Here is a 17,942-nt window from a genome sequence, read left to right on the forward strand (position 1 = left end):
ATGCCGCCTCCGGCGCGTACGCATGCCGGGTACGCCGAACGGGTGACCGCGCCCGGGGTGTGCCGGTTGTGTCGGGACCTCAGCTTCCGCCCGCCACCGCCCATGCCGCCACCCTCTTGGCCAGCGCTTCTCCGGCCCGCGTCCACACGAAGTGGTCGAGGCGGGCGCCGGCCTCGGCGACGGAGTACCGCAGGCGGGTGACGCGGGCCGCGGGCACCTTGCCGACGAGGTGGTCGAGGGCGGCCACGGGGGCCCAGGTGTCGCCCTCGACGGAGACCGCGAGGACGGGCAGCGTGAGGGTGCGCAGGGCCGCCTCGTAGTCGTGCGGGGAGCCGGGGGACGAGTAACGGCCCGTACGTCCCTGACGTGCCCAGTCGCGCATGACGCCCTTGGGCTGGTTGCCGCCGAAGCCGAGCCGGGTCCCGGGCCACCGGCCGAGCAGCGTCGAGGTGGCCGCGGTGAAGAGTTCGCCGATGAGCAGCAGGGGTCCGCGCAGGGGGCCGTACGCCCGGAACCAGACGGAGCCCGAGGCGACGAGGGCGACTCCGTCGACGCCGGGCCCGATCCCCAACGCGGCGTGCACCAGGCCCAGTTGCCCGCCCATGCTGTGACCGAGGAGGTACAACGGTGGCTCCGGGCCCAGTTCGGCGCGTATCGCTTCGAGGACCGCGACGAGGTCCTGCTCCACGATCGTGCCGTACCCGTGGTCGAGGGCGTCCGCGTCCGTCACGCGCGGGGTGCTCTCCCCCTGGCCCCGCATGTCCACGGTCAGGGCGGTGAGCCCCTCGGCGTTCAACTGGCGTGCGAACGCGCGGTAGTAGCGGGCGGGGGTGCCCATGGCGGGGAGGATCAGGACGGCCGGCGCGGGGCGGGGCGATGCCTCGCTCCCGCGCAGGCCGCGGACGGGAAACCGTGCCCCGTCCGGGAGTTGGGCGGTGACGAGCAGCGGCAGCTCGTCCGCGGGCTCCTGCTGGGCGGGGGCGGATTCCGGCTGAGTCATGCGGACAGCATGGACCACGCCCACGGGCGGCGACCCTCGGGCCCCCGCCCGTACGCTCACGCGCGCGTCGGTTCAGCGGCTGTACCGCATCAGGGCGCGCACCATGTGGCAGGTGATGTCCGACGGCGGGTGGATTCCCACGTCCTGAGCCATGCTCCGGATCCTGGTGTTGTTCGCTTGGTTCGCCAGATAGACGCCGGAGTCGAGCAGCGCTATCGCGAGGCGCATGGCCTTCAGGCGCCGGTTGTGCGTGATGTACCACTCGCGCGGCCGTCCGGCCGGGAGCGGTCGCTTCTCCAGTGGTGCGTACGTCGGGTCGATGAACACGGGCCGGGAAGCGTTGCGCTTCGACTTAGATGTGAGTGCGGCAGCGGGCACAGGCATCCTCCTGTCGCGATCAGGACCCCCGTCGGGAACCCTCGAACATTGCTTCAATTCTACTGCCGGGCACTGACAATCGCCGCTGGCCAGACGGCCTTTGGGGCCGTGTGGCGGGTGGGGCGCGGGTAGCGTGTGGGGCATGGAGATCTGGATCAATCCCGCTTGCTCGAAGTGCCGCAGCGCGCTCACCCTGCTCGACGCCGAGGGCGCCGACTACACCGTCCGCCGTTACCTGGACGACGTCCCCACCGAGGACGAGATCCGCGCCGTCCTGGAGCGGCTCGGTCTGGAGCCGTGGGCCATCACCCGCACCCAGGAGGACGCCGCCAAGGAGCTGAACCTGAAGGACCGCGAGGCCTGGCCGCGCGACGACTCGGGCCGCGACCGCTGGATCACGGCGCTCGCCGAGCACCCCAAGCTCATCCAGCGGCCCATCATCACCGCCGACGACGGCACCGCGGTGGTGGGGCGCACGGAGGAGGCGGTACGGGACGCGTTGTCCCGGTAGGCGCGACGGTTTCCCGCGGGCCTCAGATGACGGCCGACCGATGTGTCATCTCCGGCAAAACGTTACATACACCCCCATACGGTTGGGCACTCCCCGAAAGGAGTGCAACCGTGCGGAAGCTGACGTCCGGAGGTGTCTACGGGACCATCCTCGCGAGCGCGCTCGTCGCGGCCCTGCACTCGGAGCAGCAGGCCTACACCCCCTTCTACGACGCGGCCTGGATCATGGTCACCGCGGGCACGGCCGCCCTCGCGCACGGCTACGCGCACCACATGTCCACGCACCGGCCCGGGTCGGGCCTGCACCGGTGGCGCCAGCTCATCCGGGAGCTCATGGACGAGTGGCCGGTCATCGTGGCCTGCTGGCCCACCGTGGCGCTGCTCGTCCTCGCCGGAACCTTCGGCTGGTCCGAGCCGCCCGTCACCTGCTCCGCGCTCCTCCTGAACGCGGCGCTCCTGTTCGGCTGGGGCACCTTCGCCGCGCTCCGCTCGGGCTACCGGCGCCGCTCGGCCGTGCTGCTCGGCATGGCCGACGCGGCGATCGGGCTGCTGATCGCGGCCGCCAACGCCGTCATCAAGTGACGCGGGTGGCGCGGCGCGTGAAGTGGGCCACATCGCCCGCAGGTAACACGGGGTTCACATGCGAGCAATGGACGGGAAATCGCGCGTTGACAGGCTGCGCGGCATCACCACGGCACCGCAGCACCCGCACGTTCTGCGCCGTACCGAGCTTTTAGAGGATGGGCCCCGTGACCTTCAAGGCTGAGTACATCTGGATCGACGGCACCGAGCCGACCGCCAAGCTCCGTTCCAAGACGAAGATCATGACGGACGGCGCCGAGCTCCCGAACTGGGGCTTCGACGGATCCAGCACGAACCAGGCCAAGGGTCACGCCTCCGACCGCGTGCTCAAGCCCGTCTTCACCTGCCCGGACCCGATCCGTGGCGGCGACGACGTACTCGTCCTGTGCGAGGTCCTCAACACGGACATGACGCCGCACGAGTCCAACACCCGTGCCGCTCTCGCCGAGATCGCGGAGCGGTTCGGCTCGCAGGAGCCCATCTTCGGCATCGAGCAGGAGTACACCTTCTTCGAGGGCGACCGCCCGCTCGGCTTCCCCGTCGGCGGCTTCCCCGCCGCGCAGGGCGGCTACTACTGCGGTGTCGGCGCCGACGAGATCTTCGGCCGTGACATCGTCGAGGCGCACCTGGAGAACTGCCTCAAGGCGGGCCTCGGGATCTCCGGCATCAACGCCGAGGTCATGCCGGGCCAGTGGGAGTTCCAGGTCGGGCCGCTCGCGCCGCTCGAGGTCTCCGACCAGCTGTGGATCGCCCGTTGGCTGCTCTACCGCACCGCCGAGGACTTCAAGGTGTCGGCCACGCTCGACCCGAAGCCGGTGAAGGGCGACTGGAACGGCGCCGGCGCGCACACCAACTTCTCGACGAAGGCGATGCGCGAGGGCTACGACGCCATCATCACCGCCGCCGAGTCCCTCGGTGAGGGCTCCAAGCCGATGGACCACGTCAAGAACTACGGCGCGGGCATCGACGACCGCCTCACCGGCCTGCACGAGACCGCCCCGTGGAACGAGTACAGCTACGGCGTCTCGGACCGCGGCGCGTCGGTCCGCATCCCGTGGCAGGTCGAGGTGGAGCAGAAGGGCTACATCGAGGACCGCCGCCCGAACGCGAACGTCGACCCGTACGTCGTGACGCGCCTGATCGTCGACACGTGCTGCACCGCCCTGGAGAAGGCCGGCCAGGTCTGATCGCGTGCATCGCCACGTCCCCGGAGGGGGTGCCCGCCAGGCCGGCGGGCACCCCCTTCGGCATGGCAGCGTGCGAGAGGGAGCGACCGGGGCCCCTCCCATCTGCTTCAATGGGGGCATGGGCAGCCACGGGAACAACGCGACGGGTCGTGATCACGACCTGGAGCCGTTCTGGCCTTCCCGTCAGCACCACGACTTCGACCGGGTGTGTTGCCGCGCGATGAACGCGCAGGCCCGCTAAAGCCGTTCACCCGGCCTTCGCCTGACGCGCACGACGTACGTACGTCCTCGACGACTGACGACTCCTTCGCGCGAAAGAGCTGACTTCCATGGCGAACTCCCGTTCCTTCCCGGCCTCCACCGCTTCGACCGCCGCCCTCACGGCGACCGCCCCGCCGCAGGCCGGCCCCGGCCGTGGGCGGCTGCGAGCCGTCGCCCCGGACGAGGTGGCGCAGATCACCGACTTCCTGCCGCCGGGCGCGACCTGGCTGCCCGCGCCCCAGCACACGCTGCCCACGCTGCCGGGCCAGCCGCCGATGATCGGCTACCTGGTCCTCGTACCGGCCGGGCAGGAGCCGGTGGCCGCAGCCACCGCAGCGGCCACCGCCGCACCCGAGCCCCGGCAGCCGTCCGGTGGTCCCGTGTGGATCGACGCCGTGCAGCGTGCGGCGCGGGTCGACGACCGCCCGCTCGACCTCACGTACCTGGAGTTCGAGCTGCTCGCGCACCTCGTGGCCCACCCCCACCGGGTGCACACGCGCGACCAGTTGGTCACCACGGTGTGGGGCTACGGGCATGTGGGCGACGGGCGCACCGTGGACGTCCACATCGCGCGGCTGCGGCGCAAGCTGGGGGCCGAGCACCGCAGGACGATCCAGACGGTGCGGCGGGTCGGCTACAAGTACGCACCGCCGGCATCCCGCTGACCTCCGGTTTCCCGGGGCGGGCCGGGCTCTGCCGCCAGCAGAACCCGGTTCCCCCGACGGCCGGGAGCGTGCAGAGTCTGCGGCATGAGACTTCTGATGCTGGGCGGTACGCAGTTCGTGGGACGGGGCGTCGTCGAGGCGGCGCTGGCGCGTGGCTGGGAGGTGACGGTCTTCCACCGGGGGCAGCACGAGGCGCCCACGGGCGCGGTGTCGCTGTTCGGTGACCGTACGGCGGAGGGCGGCCTCGACGCGCTCGCCGGCTTCGACGGGGAGTGGGACATCGTCGTCGACACCTGGTCGGGGGCGCCGCGTGCCGTGCGGGACACGGCGCGGCTGCTCGCGGGGCGGGCCGGGCGCTATGTGTATGTGTCGAGCGCGTCCGTGTACCGGTATCCGGGGGTGGCGGGTTCGGACGAGAGCTACCCGCTGGTCGAGGGGGATCCCGACGCGGATTCGGTGGCGTACGCGGAGGACAAGCGGGGCGGCGAGCTCGCCGCCGTCGCGGAGTTCGGGGCCGAGCGCACGGTGCTCGCCCGCGCCGGACTGATCCTCGGTCCGTACGAGAACGTCGGGCGGCTGCCGTGGTGGCTGAACCGGGTCGCGCGGGGCGGGCCCGTACTGGCGCCGGGGCCACGGGAGTTGGACCTGCAGTACATCGACGTGCGGGACCTCGCGGAGTGGGTCCTGGATGCCGCCTTCGCGGGGCTCCACGGCCCGTACAACGTCATCTCCCCCATGGCGCACACCACCATGGAGGAGTTCCTCGAGGCGTGCGTGGCCGTGGCGGGCGCGGCCGACGTGGAGCTGCGCTGGACGGACCCCGCGGTGATCGCCGAGCACGGCATCGAGCCGTGGTCGCAGCTCCCGGTGTGGCTCCCGCCGGGTGAACTGCACGACACCATGCACCGCACGTCGACGGAGAAGGCGGCGGCCGCGGGACTGCGCGCGCGGCCCGTGGCGGAGACGGTCGCGGACACCTGGGCCTGGCTCACGTCCCTGGGCGGTGTGGCCCCGCAGCGCCCCGACCGCGGGGCCAAGGGCGTCGACCCCGAGGTGGAGGCGAAGGCGCTGGGGCTGTAGCAAGAAAACGGGGCGGTGGCCCGACCGGCGAATCCGGTCGGGCCACCGCCCCTTCAGGGGCGCGGGGAACTGCGCGACAAGCCCCCGCCGGCCCACAGCTGCATCACGGCACTTCCCGGCGGAGCACCTACACCCTGGCCGACGGAACCGGCTGGGGTCCACGCTGCTCAGGTGCCACAGGCGTCTCGCCGTGCGAGATCCTCGGCAGCCACGACAGGTACCGCGGCGTACGCCAGTTCCGCTCGCCGAGGAGCGTCATCAGGGACGGAAGCAGCACCATCCGCACGACCGTCGCGTCCAGCAGGACCGCCACGCCGAGGCCGACGCCCATCTGCTGCATGTCCTGCATGGACAGGGTGCCGAAGACCGCGAAGACCGCCACCATGATCACGGCCGCCCCCGTCACCGCGCCCGCGGTCCGCGTGATGCCCTCGCGGATCGCCGCGCGGTTGTCCAGGCCCCGTTCCCGCGCCTCACTGATCCGCGAGACCACGAACACGTGGTAGTCCATCGACAGGCCGAAGAGGACCACGAGGACGAACAGCGGCATCCAGTTCTCGATCGCGCCCACCTGCTCCGAGCCGATCAGCTCCGCGCCCCAGCCGTGCTGGAAGACCGCGGTCATCACGCCGTACGCGGCGCCGACCGAGAGCAGGTTGAGGCCGATGGACGTCACCGCGATCACCACCGAGCGGAAGCTGAAGAGCATCAGCAGGAACGTCACCGCCGCGATGAAGGCGAACACCGGCACGATGCCCTTGCTGAGCTGGTCGCTGAAGTCCTCGGACTCGGCGAGGTCGCCGCCGACGTACGCCTGCGCGTCCAGGCCGTCGAAGGCCGCGGGGACCACGTCGTCCCGCAGCTCGCCGAGCGCCTCCTTGGACTTCGCGTCACTGCCGTCACCGGGCAGCGGTACGTCGATCTCGGCCACGCCCGCGCTCTTGTGGACGGTGAGTTCGGCGCCCTTGCCCGCGTCCCGCACCACCGCGGCCAGCGCGTCCCGCGTCTCCTTCGCCCCGATGTCGTCCGCCTTGACGACCACCCGGGCCGGTGCGGGGCCGCCCGGGGACTCCTGGGTGATCTCCCGGAAGGAGACCGAGAGCGGTGCGTCCGAGCCGAACTGCTTCTCCAGGCCCAGCTGTTCGGTCTTCATGCCGAGCGCGGGAGCCGCGAGCGCGAGCAGCAGGACGGCCGAGCCGACGGCGAAGAACTTCGGCTTGGCCAGGACCGGCCGCAGCAGCTTGCCCGCGATGGCGCCGCCGGCGTGCGCACCCTTCTTGCCCTTGCGGTTCAGGAAGGGGATGCGCCCCGCGTTGATCCGGTCGCCGAGCGCGGAGAGCAGCGCGGGAAGCACCGTCACCGAGCCCAGCATCGCCACGCACACCACCAGGATCGTGGCGACCGCGAAGCCCTTGAAGAGCAGAAGTCCGGAGAGGAACATGCCCGCCATCGCGACCATCACCGTCAGGCCCGAGACGAGCACGGCCCGCCCGCTGGTGGCCGCCGCGATCCGCAGCGCGGTCTGAGCGTCATGTCCCGCCGCCCGCTCGTCCCGCTCGCGCCGCAGGTAGAACAGGCAGTAGTCGACGCCGACGGCGAGCCCCATCAGGAACATCACCGAGTACGTCGTCTCGAACAGGTGCAACTGGTGGCTGGCGAGCGAGAGCAGGCCGAAGGCCGCCACGCACGCGGTCAGCGCGAGCCCGACCGGGAGCAGCGCGGCGACCACCGCGCCGAAGGCGACCAGGAGGATGCCGAGGGCCAGCGGCACCGCGGTGAACTCGGCCCGGGTGAGGTCGTCCGCGAGCAGGTCGCTGAGCTGCTTCTCGGAGCTGGCGTCGCCGAACTGGTAGACGGAGACGCCGCTTCGGGCCCCGTCGTCCTTGGCCTTCTGCACCGCGTCGAGCACGGGCTGGACGCGGTCGGTCGCGTCGTCGGAGGCGCCCTTGATCTCGAAGCGGAGCAGCGCGTCCTTGCCGTCATCGGAGGGCAGCGGCGCCTGCATGCCGCGTGTCTCGCCGGTCGCGGTCAGCGCCTTGGAGAGGTCGCTCGCCGCGTCCCGCCAGCCGTCCGCCGTCTTCGAACTGACCATGACGAGCTCGCCGGCGGGCTCCTCGACGCCCGCGTCGTTGAGGATCGTCGCGGCGCGGCCCGATTCGCCGACGCCCATCTCGTCGTCGGATGCGGTGACCATGCCCGAGGCCCCGCCTATGGTCGTGGCGAGCACGACGAAGAGCAGCCAGCCGAGGATGGCCGTCTTGCGGTGGTGCGCGCTCCACACCCCGAGTCGTGCCGCGAGGTTTGGCCTCATGGCGTTTCGCCCCCATAAGTAAGCAGTGGATAAGCCGGTGGTTGACGAGGACAACGCTAGAAATCCGGGGCCCGCCCACCCAGCCGCCGAAGCCCCCACTGTTCGAAGCACAGGGCCAGGTCAGGGGGTGTCGTCAGGTACACCCCCGGCTCGGGTGCCGGACCCCATGACCGGTGCCTGACCCAGCGGCGAGAATGTGTTCATGCCACTGGAAGAGATGGGGATCAAAAAATGACGAGGGTCCGTGAATCCGTGATCGCGGGAGCCCGTGGGCTCTATCTGGCGGTCGTCACGCTCGCCGGTTCGATCACTCTCTTCGTGCTGTCGGTCCTCTCGATCGCCTTCATCCTGCTGGGCATCGGCGTCTTCACGACGCCGGTGATCCTGGCACTCGTACGCAAGTGGGCGGACCTGCGCCGCGCCCAGGCAGGCGCATGGTCGGACGTGCGCATTCCGTCGCCCTACCGTCCCTTCCCCGCCGACCTGCGCGGGGGTGTGACCGGGCAGGTGGAGCGCACCTCGCTGCTTCTGAAGGACCCGGCGACCTGGCGTGACCTGCAGTGGCTCCTCGTCGACATGACCGCGGGCTGCGTCACGGCGATCTTCGCGCCCGCGCTCCTTCTCTACATGCTGTACGGCTACGTCCTGGCTCTCGGCGTCTGGAAGCCGATCTACGAGGCGGGCGGCGGCGAGTGGTACGGCTTCATCCACGTCACCTCGCAGGGCGACGCCACCATGGCGGCCCTGCTCGGCACCGCGCTCGGCATCACCGGCGTCTTCGCCAACACCTCCATCGTGCGCGGCCACTTCGTCCTGACGCGGGCGCTGCTCGCCCCCACCACCTCCATGCGGGAGCGTGAACTGGCCCAGCGCGTCGACCGGTTGACCGAGACCCGGCACGACGCCGTGGACACCTCCGCCGCCGAACTGCGCCGCATCGAGCGGGACCTGCACGACGGGGCGCAGGCCCGTCTGGTCGCGATGGGCATGGACCTCGGCACCATCGAGGCGATGATCGAGAAGGACCCGGCGAAGGCCAAGGAAATGATCGCCAAGGCCCGGCAGAACTCCGGCGAGGCGCTGACCGAGCTGCGTGACCTGGTCCGCGGCATCCATCCGCCGGTGCTCGCCGAGCGTGGCCTCGGTGACGCGGTGAAGGCCCTCGCGCTGCGGCTTCCGGTGCGGACGGAGGTGGACGTGGAGCTGTCCGGCCGCGCCGACGAGCCGGTGGAGTCGGCGGCGTACTTCGCGGTGAGCGAGGCGCTGACCAACGCCATCAAGCACTCGGGGGCGGACCGCATCTGGGTGGACGTCCACCACGCGCAGGGCATGCTGCGCGTCGCGGTCACCGACAACGGCAAGGGCGGCGCGTCCATCGGGGCGGGGTCCGGGCTGAGCGGGATCGAACGCCGACTCGGTACATTCGACGGCGTACTTGCCGTCAGCAGTCCCGCGGGCGGCCCGACCATGGTGACCATGGAGATCCCTTGCGAGTTGTCCTAGCCGAAGATCTCTTCCTGCTGCGTGACGGCCTGGTGCGGATGCTGGAGGCATTCGACTTCGAGATCGCCGCCGCGGTCGAGACCGGGCCCGAACTCACCAAGGCCCTGGCCGAGTTGGAGCCGGACGTCGCCGTCGTCGACGTCCGGCTTCCGCCGTCCCACACGGACGAGGGACTGCAGTGCGCGCTCGCCGCGCGGAAGGCACGGCCGGGGCTTCCCGTGCTCGTGCTCTCGCAGCACGTGGAGCAGCTGTACGCGCGCGAGCTGCTCGCCGACGGGAACGGCGGGGTCGGCTATCTCCTGAAGGACCGGGTCTTCGACGCCGACCAGTTCATCGACGCCGTACGCCGGGTCGCGTCGGGCGGCACCGCGATGGACCCGCAGGTGATCCAGCAGCTCCTGTCGCGCCGGTCGGCGGACCAGCCGCTCGGCAAGCTGACGCCGCGCGAGCGCGAGGTGCTCGAACTCATGGCGCAGGGGCGGTCGAACGCGGCGATCGCGGCGGAGCTCGTGGTGACGGAGCGGGCGATCGCCAAGCACACGTCCAACATCTTCGGGAAACTGGACCTTTCGGTGTCGGACGACGACAACCGGCGGGTTCTCGCCGTGCTCGCCTATCTGGATCAAGGGCGCTGAGCGGAAATTCCGCGCCTGATTGAACGGGGCCGACTCCTGTTGCGTACGTAGTCCCATGGGACGCACTCCACGACGCACATCACGCAAACGATCAAAACTCGCCGGGCGCGCGATCGCCGCCTCGGCTGCGCTCATCCTGGGCGGCGGCGGAATGGTCGCGGTGAATGTCTACGCGAACGCCGGCGAGAGCAATGGTTCGCCGTCCGCCTCCACCCGGTCCGGCGAGCAGGGCGGCGGTCCGGGGGTCGGGATGGCGACCATCAACTGCCCGGACGTGGGCACCCAGCTCGTCGACGTGCCGGACGGGGCCCGCGAGGACGTGGACCGGCGGCTCGCGGAGCTGGACACCCAGATCACCGCCGCCTACGAGAAGTTCGCCGACGCGCAGAACACCGAGCAGGCCAAGGCCGTGCTCGAGCCCCTCGAGGAGCAGCGGCGGCCGACCATCGAAGGCATCGGGTCCTCGATCGACCAGGCGGGCGGGCAGCCGCCGCAGGGGATCGACGGCATGGCGCCGTGCACCATGCGGGCGGACGACTCGGCGGGGCAGCAGCAGCCGCCGCAGGACGGAGGCGACGGCCAGGAGCAGCCCCCGCAGGACGGCGGTGACGACGGGCAGGAGCAGCCCCCCGGTGACGGCGGCGACCAGGAGCAGCCGCCCGGCCAGAACGGCAACGGCCCCGAGGCCTCCGACTTCGTCGACATCAATTCCGTACAGCCCAATGTCAACCGCCCCGACAAGCGACGCGGCGCGTCACGCGGCACCTTCACCACGAAATGCGGGACGAACGAGAACGGCAAGTTCAATCCGGACAATGTCATCGCGGCGCCCGGCGTCAGCAATGGCGCCCACCACATGCACGATTACGTCGGCAATCAGGCCACGGACGCTTTCTCCGGTGACGACGATCTCGCGAACGGCGACACCACCTGCCGCAACCAGGGGGACAAGTCCACCTATTACTGGCCGGTCCTGAGGCTGCAGAACGGGCAGGACGAGAACGACGCCGACGCGGACGGCGGCGGCAAGGACCAGAACGTCGGCGAGATCCAGACCCCGAGCTCGGTCACGCTGAAGTTCGCCGGAAACCCGACGGGCAAGGTCGTCGCGATGCCGCGCTTCCTGCGCATCATCACCGGTGACGCCAAGTCGCTGACCAACGGGGACGCGAACGCCAACGCGTCCTGGAGCTGCACCGGGTTCGAGGACCGGCAGCTCAAGGACAAGTACCCGATCTGCCCCGAGGGCAGCCAGGTCGTCCGGACGTTCAACTTCCAGAGCTGCTGGGACGGCCAGAACACCGACAGCGCCAACCACCGTACGCACGTGGCCTTCGCCGACGAGCAGACCGGCGCGTGCCCGCAGGGCTTCAAGGCCATCCCGCAGCTGGTGCAGCGCATCGTGTACGACGTGCCGCCGGGACCGGGATTCGCCGTCGACTCGTTCCCCGAGCAGCTGCACAAGCCGATCACCGATCACGGTGACTTCATCAACGTCTTCGACGAGAGGCTGATGAAGCGCATGGCCAAGTGCATCAACAGCGGTCAGCGCTGCAAGTGACCCGCGTCGAGCGGTACTGAGCCGAGCCTCTCGGCTCAGTACCGCCGGCCGGCCCCCATACCGCTGCGCGGTCAGCCCGTGTGGTGACCGGAGTGGCCCGAGTGCCCCGGGCCTTTGTCCTCGTGATCCCCACCACCGCTACTCCCCGAGTGGTGCGAGGACTTCTCCACGGTCCCACCGAGCCGGCCGCGCAGCCGCATGACCACCTTCTCGTCGCCGACCGCGATCCACTTCTTGCCGACGAGGTACGTACCGCCGTAATCGGTCGCCTCGTCGAACCATTCGGCCTGGCCACGGGCATTTGTAAAGGTTACTAGGACGTAGCGGCGGGCACCTTTGTCACAGGTGGCCTGCCGCAGTTCGGCCGCGTCCGTCTGGATGTCGGGCTCGCAGTGCGCCTTGGCCGCAAGCTGCTCCAGGCTGCCGCTCGCCGTGTCCGGTGGCGCGTCGTCGCCGTCAGAGCCGCACGCCACGAGCACCGTCAGCAGTCCCGCACCGATCCCCACCGCCATGCCCGACCGCATGCGCCCCCGCATGCCCCCACTCGCGCCCGCAGGCGTCTTTCGCGCTGCCTTCATCGCCCCACCCGTCCCTTCAGGCGAGCCGAACTCGCCATGTCCGTATGCACCGTTGAGCGCTGGACGCCGCACGGATACCGTGCGCCGCACCATTCGACCCAGGGGGTACACATGACCGATCCGTCCCGACGTTCCGTGCTCGGCACCGCCGGGGCCATCGGCCTCGGTGCCGCCGTCGGCGGGGTGGCCGTTCCGTCCCACGCCGCCGAGGGGCCCGTCCGGGACCCCGCTGTCGCCCTCGATACGGATTCCGCGCGCTCAGCACTCAACAGACTCCTGCCGCATCACGCGGAACAGTTCCGTCTCAGACTCGTCCCCGCGCAGGGCGGCACGGACCGTTTCCGCGTTTCGGGCACGACGGGGCGCATCGATGTGTCCGGTACGACGCCCGCCGTGCTGCTCACCGGGGTCCACTGGTATCTGAAGTACGTCTGCGGGGCCCATGTCGCCTGGAACGGCGCCCAGTTGGACCTGCCACGCAAGCTTCCCGCGCCGGCCCGCCCCATGGAGCGGTCGAGCGGGCTCGCGCACCGGTTCGCCCTGAACGACACGAACGACGGGTACACCGCGCCCTACGCCGACTGGGCGTACTGGGAGCGGATGATCGACGTCCTCGCCCTGCACGGCTGCAACGAGGTCCTGGTGATCGCGGGGGCGGAGGCCGTCTACCACCGGGTTCTCCAGGACTTCGGCTACAGCGACGCGGAGGCGCGCGCGTGGCTGCCCGCGCCGTCGCACCAGGCGTGGTGGCTGCTGCAGAACCTGTCCGGGTACGGGGGCCCGCTGTCCCCCGCCGTCATCGCGGACCGGGCCGCCCTGGGCCGCAGGATCGTGGACCGACTGCGCTCGCTGGGCATGGCGCCTGTCCTCCCCGGCTACTACGGGCACGTTCCCGACGGGTTCGTCGCGCGCAACGGCGGGGACGCGCGGGTCATACCCCAGGGGATCTGGCACGGGTTCAAGAGACCGGACTGGCTCGACCCCCGCACCTCGTCCTTCGCGAAGGTCGCCGCGTCCTTCTACCGGCACCAGGAGCAGCTCTTCGGGGCCGCCGACAACTTCAAGATGGACCTCCTCCACGAGGGCGGCACCCCGGGCGACGTCCCCGTGCCGGACGCGGCACGCGGCGTGGAGGCGGCCCTGCGCAAGGCCCGCCCCGGCGCGACCTGGGTGATCCTCGGCTGGGAGGCCAACCCGCTGCCCGAGCTGCTCGACGCGATCGACCGGCGCCGCATGCTGATCGTGGACGGCGTCTCCGACCGGTTCACGAGCGTCACCGACCGCGAGAAGGACTGGGGCGGCACTCCGTACGCGTTCGGGACCATCCCGAACTTCGGGGGACGCACCACGATCGGGGCCCGCGCCCACATCTGGAACGAGAAGTTCTTCGCGTGGCGGGACAAGGGCGGCAGCGCGCTGGTGGGCACGGCGTTCATGCCGGAGGCGACGGACCGGGACCCGGCCGCCTTCGAGCTCTTCTCCGAACTGGCCTGGTCCAAGGAGAAGCTCGACCTGAAGTCCTGGTTCGACGGTTACGCGGGCTTCCGCTACGGCGGCCACGACTCCGACGCCCGGCGCGCGTGGCGGGCCCTGCACGACACCGCCTACCGGCACACCGCCGTCGAGCGCAGCGACCCGCACGACTCGCTGTTCGCGGCCCGCCCCGACCTGGCGGCGAACCGCGCCGCCGAGTACGCGCCGCGTGCGCTGACCTACGACCCGGGCCGCTTCGACGCGGCGTTCGCCGGGCTGCTCGGGGTCCGTGGCGGGCTGCGGGGCAGCGCCGCCTACCGGTACGACCTGGTGGACGTGGCCCGGCAGGCGCTCGCCCACCGGAGCCGCCAGCTGCTGCCTCAGCTGCGGTCCGCGTACCGGCGCAAGGACGCGGACACCTTCCGGGCGCTGTCGACGCTGTGGCTGCGGCTGATGCGGCTCTCGGACGAGCTGACGGCCACCAACTCGGCGTTCCTGCTCGGCCCTTGGGTCGAGTCGGCGCGGCGCATGGGCACGAACGGTGAGGAGCGGGCGGAGTTCGAACGGACCGCGAAGGTGCTGATCACGGTGTGGGGCGACCGGGCCACGTCCGACGGCGGAAGGCTGCACGAGTACGGCAACCGCGAATGGTCCGGGCTCATGGCCGACTTCTACGTGCCCCGCTGGCAGAAGTGGCTCGACGAGCTGGCCGACGCCCTTGCCGCGGGGCGCGAACCGCGGGCGGTGGACTGGTTCGCGGTGGAGGAGCCGTGGACCCGGGAGCGCAAGGACTATCCCCTGCGGGGCACCGGCGACCCGTACCGGACCGCCTCTCGGGTACGGGACGTGCTGGCGCGGGCGCCCTACCAGGGTTCCCTGGAGGTCGTCGCCGATCCGCCGTCGCTGCCGCCCGGCGGGCACGCACGGGTCGAGGCGGTCTTCCGCAACGTCAACGGCCTGCGGGCCACCGGCCGTGTCGACTTCCGGCTGACGGGGGTCGACGCGGAGCCCTCCGGCCCGGTGTCGCTGCCCCGGGTCGCTCCCGCGGGCACGGGCAAGGTGGCGTGGCGGGTGAGCGCGCCGGGGACCCCGCTCGACCGGCCGCTGCGCCCGCTCCCGTACGAGATCGCCGTGCGGTACGGCCCCGCGGGCGAGCGGCGGGTGGAGGCGGTCCACGAGGGTGTGCTGTTCGAGGCGGGCCCGGTGGGGGCGGGCTTGAAGAAGTACACCAACAACGCCGCGGTCTTCGGCGAGCTCGACGGCCGGTACGCGATCAACGGCGGGGGCGCGGACCTGTGGAAGGGCACGACGGAGTTCGGCACGCTGTACCGGGAGGGCGCGCTGCGCGGCGGCGTCTCGGTGACGGTCAGGGTCGACGCCCAGGCGGTGACGGGGCCCTGGGCCAGGGCGGGCCTGATCACACGCAACGAGATGGGGGTCGCGGGGTCCCGGGGCTTCGTCGACCTCGCGGTCACGCCGTCGAACGGGGTGGTCCTGTCGTACGACACGAACGGCGACGGAACGCTGGACACGTACAAGCGCATCACAGGCATCAAGGCGCCGGTGCTGCTGCGCCTGGCGCGGGCGGGCGACACGGTGACGGGCTCGTGCTCGACGGACGGCGGGTCCACGTGGCAGGTGGTGGCGAGCGTGCCGGCGCCGGGGGCCGCGGCGGCGCAGGACGTGGGGCTGTTCATGAGCGCGACCAACGGGGGTGACGGGGCGCGGGGGACGGTGGAGTTCAGCCAGTGGCGGGTCGACTGAGGCACCCCGTGCAAAGCTGTGGCCATGGATATCGCGTGGGAGCAGCGGGTGGCGGAGGCGTGGGCCTCGGTGGAGCAGTACGACGACCGGGGGGAGGAGTTCCGGAAGATCATCGACGCCTTGGTCGAGGAGCTGCCGGAAGGAAGCCCCGTCGCCCCCTTCGAAAGGGCCTGCGCCTTCGACTCCACCGGCCACTCGGACCGCGCCGTCCCCTTGTACCGGGAAGCCCTGGCGAAGGGCCTCGACGGCTACCGGCGACGCCGCACCGTCATCCAACTCAGCAGCTCCCTGCGAAACATCGGGCAGGCCGAGGAAGGCGTCGCACTGCTGGAAGCCGAACTCGACGCGCCCAGCGACGAGTTGGACGACGCCGTGCGCGCCACCCTCGCCCTCTGCCTGGCCAGTCTCGGGCGTGAACGCGAGGGTCTGGCGCTGGTGCTGGGCGCCCTCGCGCCCCACCTCCCGCGCTACCAGCGGTCAATGGGCAACTATGCTCGAATGCTCACGGAGAGGTGACCATCCGACGATTCGCTCGTTTTGCTGAACGTGTCGTCGAATGTGAAGTCCCCCTCCCCGCCCCAGGATCTCTCCGGCGTCGTGGATGTCGAGCAGGCCGAGGCCGCCCTCGTCGAGCACTACCCGCGTCTGGTGCGGCTCGCCTACTTGGTCCTGCCGCCCAGCCTCGGGCGCAACCGGCGGGTCCTGACCGCCCACGCCCTCACCCAGCGCGCGCTGCCCCGCAGCCGCAGGCCGGCCGACGGCGAGGTCATCCCGGAACAGCGCTCGGGGGACGGCCGGGGCGGCGACCCCGGGTACGCGTACGTGCGGCTGCGGATCGTCGCCACCGCGCTCGACGCGGGGCTTCCGCTGCGGCGCAAGGCCTGGCCCAAGCGCTCCCAGCTGCCGCCGCTGCTGCCGCAGGTCTGGGGCCTGCGGCTCTTCCCGAGGTCGGGCGGCGCCGACGAACTCGCCCTGGACCAGCGGCTCTCCGCGCTCTCGGGCCCCGCCCGTGCCGCGTACGTGCTGCGCGGCCTGGAGCGCCTCCCCGACGCCGACGTACGCAAGGTGCTCGCCGCCGCCGGAGTCGACGACCCGGCCGGAGCGCTCGCCCAGGCCGACGGCGTGGACGCGGCGTACGAACTGCTCAGGTCACCCGAGTTCGACCCCTGCTCGCTGCAGGCGCGGCCCACCGACCTGATGCGCCGCAGGCAGCACATGAAGGCCGCGGGGGTCGCGCTGGCCGCCGCCCTGGTCTGCGGGGCGCTGCTCGGGCTCCCGGGCGACGGATGGGGCCCCGACGGGGCCGCCGCGCCCGCGTACGCGCAGAATCCGGCGGGGCAGGCCGCCCTGGACCCGGAGCAGGTGACGAAGATCGCGGCCGGTGCGTGGCAGAAGTCCGCGCGCGCGGACTTCTCCGTGTGGCCCGCCAGGGGCGCGCTCGTCGACGACGACGCCCTGCTGCGGCGCGCCCTGGCCGTCTGGGCGCGCCCCGGAGAATCGGTGCAGGTCTCCGCCACGCCCGGCACGGCCGCCGGTGCACCCGCCGGCCCCGCCCAGCTGCTCTTCGCCGGTGAGGTCGACGCGGCCCGGGTCGTCCTCCTCTACGACGGACTGCGCATCGTGCGGTACGCCGAGCCCAAGGACGGCACCAGCGGGGCAGCGCTCGACTTCGCCCGCGTGGACGGCGCGACGAGCGCCGAGGCCGGAGCCCTGGTGGTGAGCCGCGTCGACGGCAACGTCCGCTATCTGACCGCGCCTTGGGTGAGCGGTGTCGCCGTACGCGACCTGCTGAAGCCGCAGCGGAACGCCGATACCCTGAAGCGGGACGGCGAGGGTGTCACGGAGCCGTTCGCCAGTCCGGCGCAGGCCCGCGCGTGCACCTCCTGGAACGCCCTGCAGCTGCGGGACGACGCCGGGGTGAATCGACTCTCCTCCGACCTCGGCGAGCTCGTCCCCGCCCATCTCACCGCGGGCCGCCCGCAGGCCCCGCGCGAGGCCACGGCCGCGAACTGGTCGACGACCGCCTGCTCCCTCGCCGACGCGCGCTCGAACGGCGTGCGCTCCGTCAACTCCTGGCAGTACGCGCGCCAGGCACTGCCCGAGGCGAACGGCGCCGCGGCCTGGCTCTGCACCCGCGCCGACACCTGGCGGGGCGACGGAGGCCGGGCCCTCGCGCAGTTCCAGGCGGGCGGCACCGCCGCGGTCGCGGCGAAGGCGGAGGACTCCGCGGCGTGCGGGGCGCGGCAGCCTTCGGTGCTCGCGGGAGTGCGCTGGAAGTCGCGCGGCGGGAACTGGTATCTGCTGGGGGCGGGCAGCAGGAACGTCGTCTCGGTCCAGGCTTCCGGCGGGTCCCGGACCCCCGGCAACACCGTGGCCGCGCCCGTGAAGCGGGGCGCCCGCGCCGGGCTCACCGGACGGCTCGCGGACGGCTCGAAGGTGTCGACGCTGCGATGA

Annotated in this window: 16 protein-coding genes; 12 read left to right on the top strand and 4 right to left on the bottom strand. The window is 71.6% G+C overall.

The genetic code is table 11. The annotated features are described in order from the left end of the window. Nucleotides 1-79: 79 nt before the first annotated feature. Together AB0M70_RS25130 and AB0M70_RS25135 are read right to left on the bottom strand one after the other, a co-directional pair. Complete coding sequence (locus tag AB0M70_RS25130) at nucleotides 80-1,000, bottom strand: alpha/beta fold hydrolase (RefSeq protein WP_365822939.1); 921 nt, start codon at nucleotides 998-1,000, stop codon at nucleotides 80-82. Nucleotides 1,001-1,072: 72 nt separating this feature from the next. After that, nucleotides 1,073-1,378: a hypothetical protein gene (locus AB0M70_RS25135; RefSeq protein ID WP_365822941.1), complete on the bottom strand. Its 306-nt coding sequence runs from the start codon at nucleotides 1,376-1,378 to the stop codon at nucleotides 1,073-1,075. A 142-nt stretch (nucleotides 1,379-1,520) separates the two neighbouring features. On the opposite strand from AB0M70_RS25135, the gene AB0M70_RS25140 reads away from it, so the two are divergent. The 6 genes from AB0M70_RS25140 (at nucleotide 1,521) to AB0M70_RS25165 (ending at nucleotide 5,663) form a co-directional block, all read left to right on the top strand. Further along, a complete protein-coding gene (locus AB0M70_RS25140) occupies nucleotides 1,521-1,889 on the top strand; it encodes an arsenate reductase family protein (RefSeq protein ID WP_365822943.1) in 369 nt (122 codons plus the stop codon). 110 nt (nucleotides 1,890-1,999) lie between these two features. Then, nucleotides 2,000-2,470, top strand: coding sequence for a hypothetical protein (locus tag AB0M70_RS25145; RefSeq protein ID WP_365822945.1), 471 nt, complete (start codon nucleotides 2,000-2,002; stop codon nucleotides 2,468-2,470). Between the two features lie 167 nt (nucleotides 2,471-2,637). Beyond that, nucleotides 2,638-3,657 carry a glutamine synthetase gene (gene glnII, locus AB0M70_RS25150; RefSeq protein WP_365822947.1) on the top strand — a complete coding sequence of 340 codons (1,020 nt, stop codon included), beginning with the start codon at nucleotides 2,638-2,640 and terminating at the stop codon, nucleotides 3,655-3,657. A 118-nt stretch (nucleotides 3,658-3,775) separates the two neighbouring features. Next, nucleotides 3,776-3,898 (top strand): hypothetical protein, encoded by a 123-nt coding sequence (locus AB0M70_RS25155; protein WP_365822949.1) that lies wholly within the window; start codon nucleotides 3,776-3,778, stop codon nucleotides 3,896-3,898. 88 nt (nucleotides 3,899-3,986) lie between these two features. Continuing rightward, nucleotides 3,987-4,583, top strand: a complete 597-nt coding sequence (locus AB0M70_RS25160; RefSeq protein WP_365822951.1) for a winged helix-turn-helix domain-containing protein — start codon at nucleotides 3,987-3,989, stop codon at nucleotides 4,581-4,583. A gap of 84 nt (nucleotides 4,584-4,667) precedes the next feature. Beyond that, a complete protein-coding gene (locus tag AB0M70_RS25165) occupies nucleotides 4,668-5,663 on the top strand; it encodes an NAD-dependent epimerase/dehydratase family protein (protein WP_365822953.1) in 996 nt (331 codons plus the stop codon). A 127-nt stretch (nucleotides 5,664-5,790) separates the two neighbouring features. Here the strand turns inward: AB0M70_RS25165 and AB0M70_RS25170 are convergent, their stop codons facing one another. Continuing rightward, complete coding sequence (locus AB0M70_RS25170) at nucleotides 5,791-7,974, bottom strand: MMPL family transporter (RefSeq protein ID WP_365822955.1); 2,184 nt, start codon at nucleotides 7,972-7,974, stop codon at nucleotides 5,791-5,793. Nucleotides 7,975-8,205: 231 nt separating this feature from the next. Here AB0M70_RS25170 and AB0M70_RS25175 point away from each other — a divergent pair, with 231 nt between their 5' ends. Genes AB0M70_RS25175 through AB0M70_RS25185 form a run of 3 tightly spaced genes read left to right on the top strand, consistent with a single transcriptional unit; the run spans nucleotide 8,206 to nucleotide 11,673 of the window. Next, on the top strand, nucleotides 8,206-9,477 hold the full coding sequence (locus tag AB0M70_RS25175) for a sensor domain-containing protein (RefSeq protein WP_365822957.1): 1,272 nt from the start codon (nucleotides 8,206-8,208) through the stop codon (nucleotides 9,475-9,477). Next, complete coding sequence (locus AB0M70_RS25180) at nucleotides 9,462-10,112, top strand: response regulator transcription factor (protein ID WP_365822959.1); 651 nt, start codon at nucleotides 9,462-9,464, stop codon at nucleotides 10,110-10,112. Before AB0M70_RS25175 ends, AB0M70_RS25180 begins: the two co-directional genes overlap by 16 nt. A 55-nt stretch (nucleotides 10,113-10,167) precedes the next feature. Next, the gene (locus AB0M70_RS25185) at nucleotides 10,168-11,673 is read left to right on the top strand and encodes a DUF1996 domain-containing protein (protein WP_365822961.1); all 1,506 of its coding nucleotides are present in this window, start codon (nucleotides 10,168-10,170) and stop codon (nucleotides 11,671-11,673) included. A 71-nt stretch (nucleotides 11,674-11,744) separates the two neighbouring features. Here the strand turns inward: AB0M70_RS25185 and AB0M70_RS25190 are convergent, their stop codons facing one another. After that, nucleotides 11,745-12,185: a hypothetical protein gene (locus AB0M70_RS25190; protein ID WP_365823191.1), complete on the bottom strand. Its 441-nt coding sequence runs from the start codon at nucleotides 12,183-12,185 to the stop codon at nucleotides 11,745-11,747. 177 nt (nucleotides 12,186-12,362) lie between these two features. Between AB0M70_RS25190 and AB0M70_RS25195 the strand changes: the two genes are divergently transcribed. The 3 genes from AB0M70_RS25195 to AB0M70_RS25205 are packed head-to-tail and all read left to right on the top strand — an operon-like array spanning nucleotide 12,363 to nucleotide 17,942. Then, on the top strand, nucleotides 12,363-15,488 hold the full coding sequence (locus AB0M70_RS25195; protein ID WP_365822963.1) for an alpha-N-acetylglucosaminidase: 3,126 nt from the start codon (nucleotides 12,363-12,365) through the stop codon (nucleotides 15,486-15,488). A 24-nt stretch (nucleotides 15,489-15,512) separates the two neighbouring features. Then, the gene (locus AB0M70_RS25200; protein ID WP_365822965.1) at nucleotides 15,513-16,004 is read left to right on the top strand and encodes a tetratricopeptide repeat protein; all 492 of its coding nucleotides are present in this window, start codon (nucleotides 15,513-15,515) and stop codon (nucleotides 16,002-16,004) included. Between the two features lie 30 nt (nucleotides 16,005-16,034). Next, complete coding sequence (locus tag AB0M70_RS25205; protein WP_365822967.1) at nucleotides 16,035-17,942, top strand: hypothetical protein; 1,908 nt, start codon at nucleotides 16,035-16,037, stop codon at nucleotides 17,940-17,942.

Source organism: Streptomyces sp. NPDC051214 (genome assembly GCF_040682375.1).
Taxonomy (GTDB): domain Bacteria; phylum Actinomycetota; class Actinomycetes; order Streptomycetales; family Streptomycetaceae; genus Streptomyces.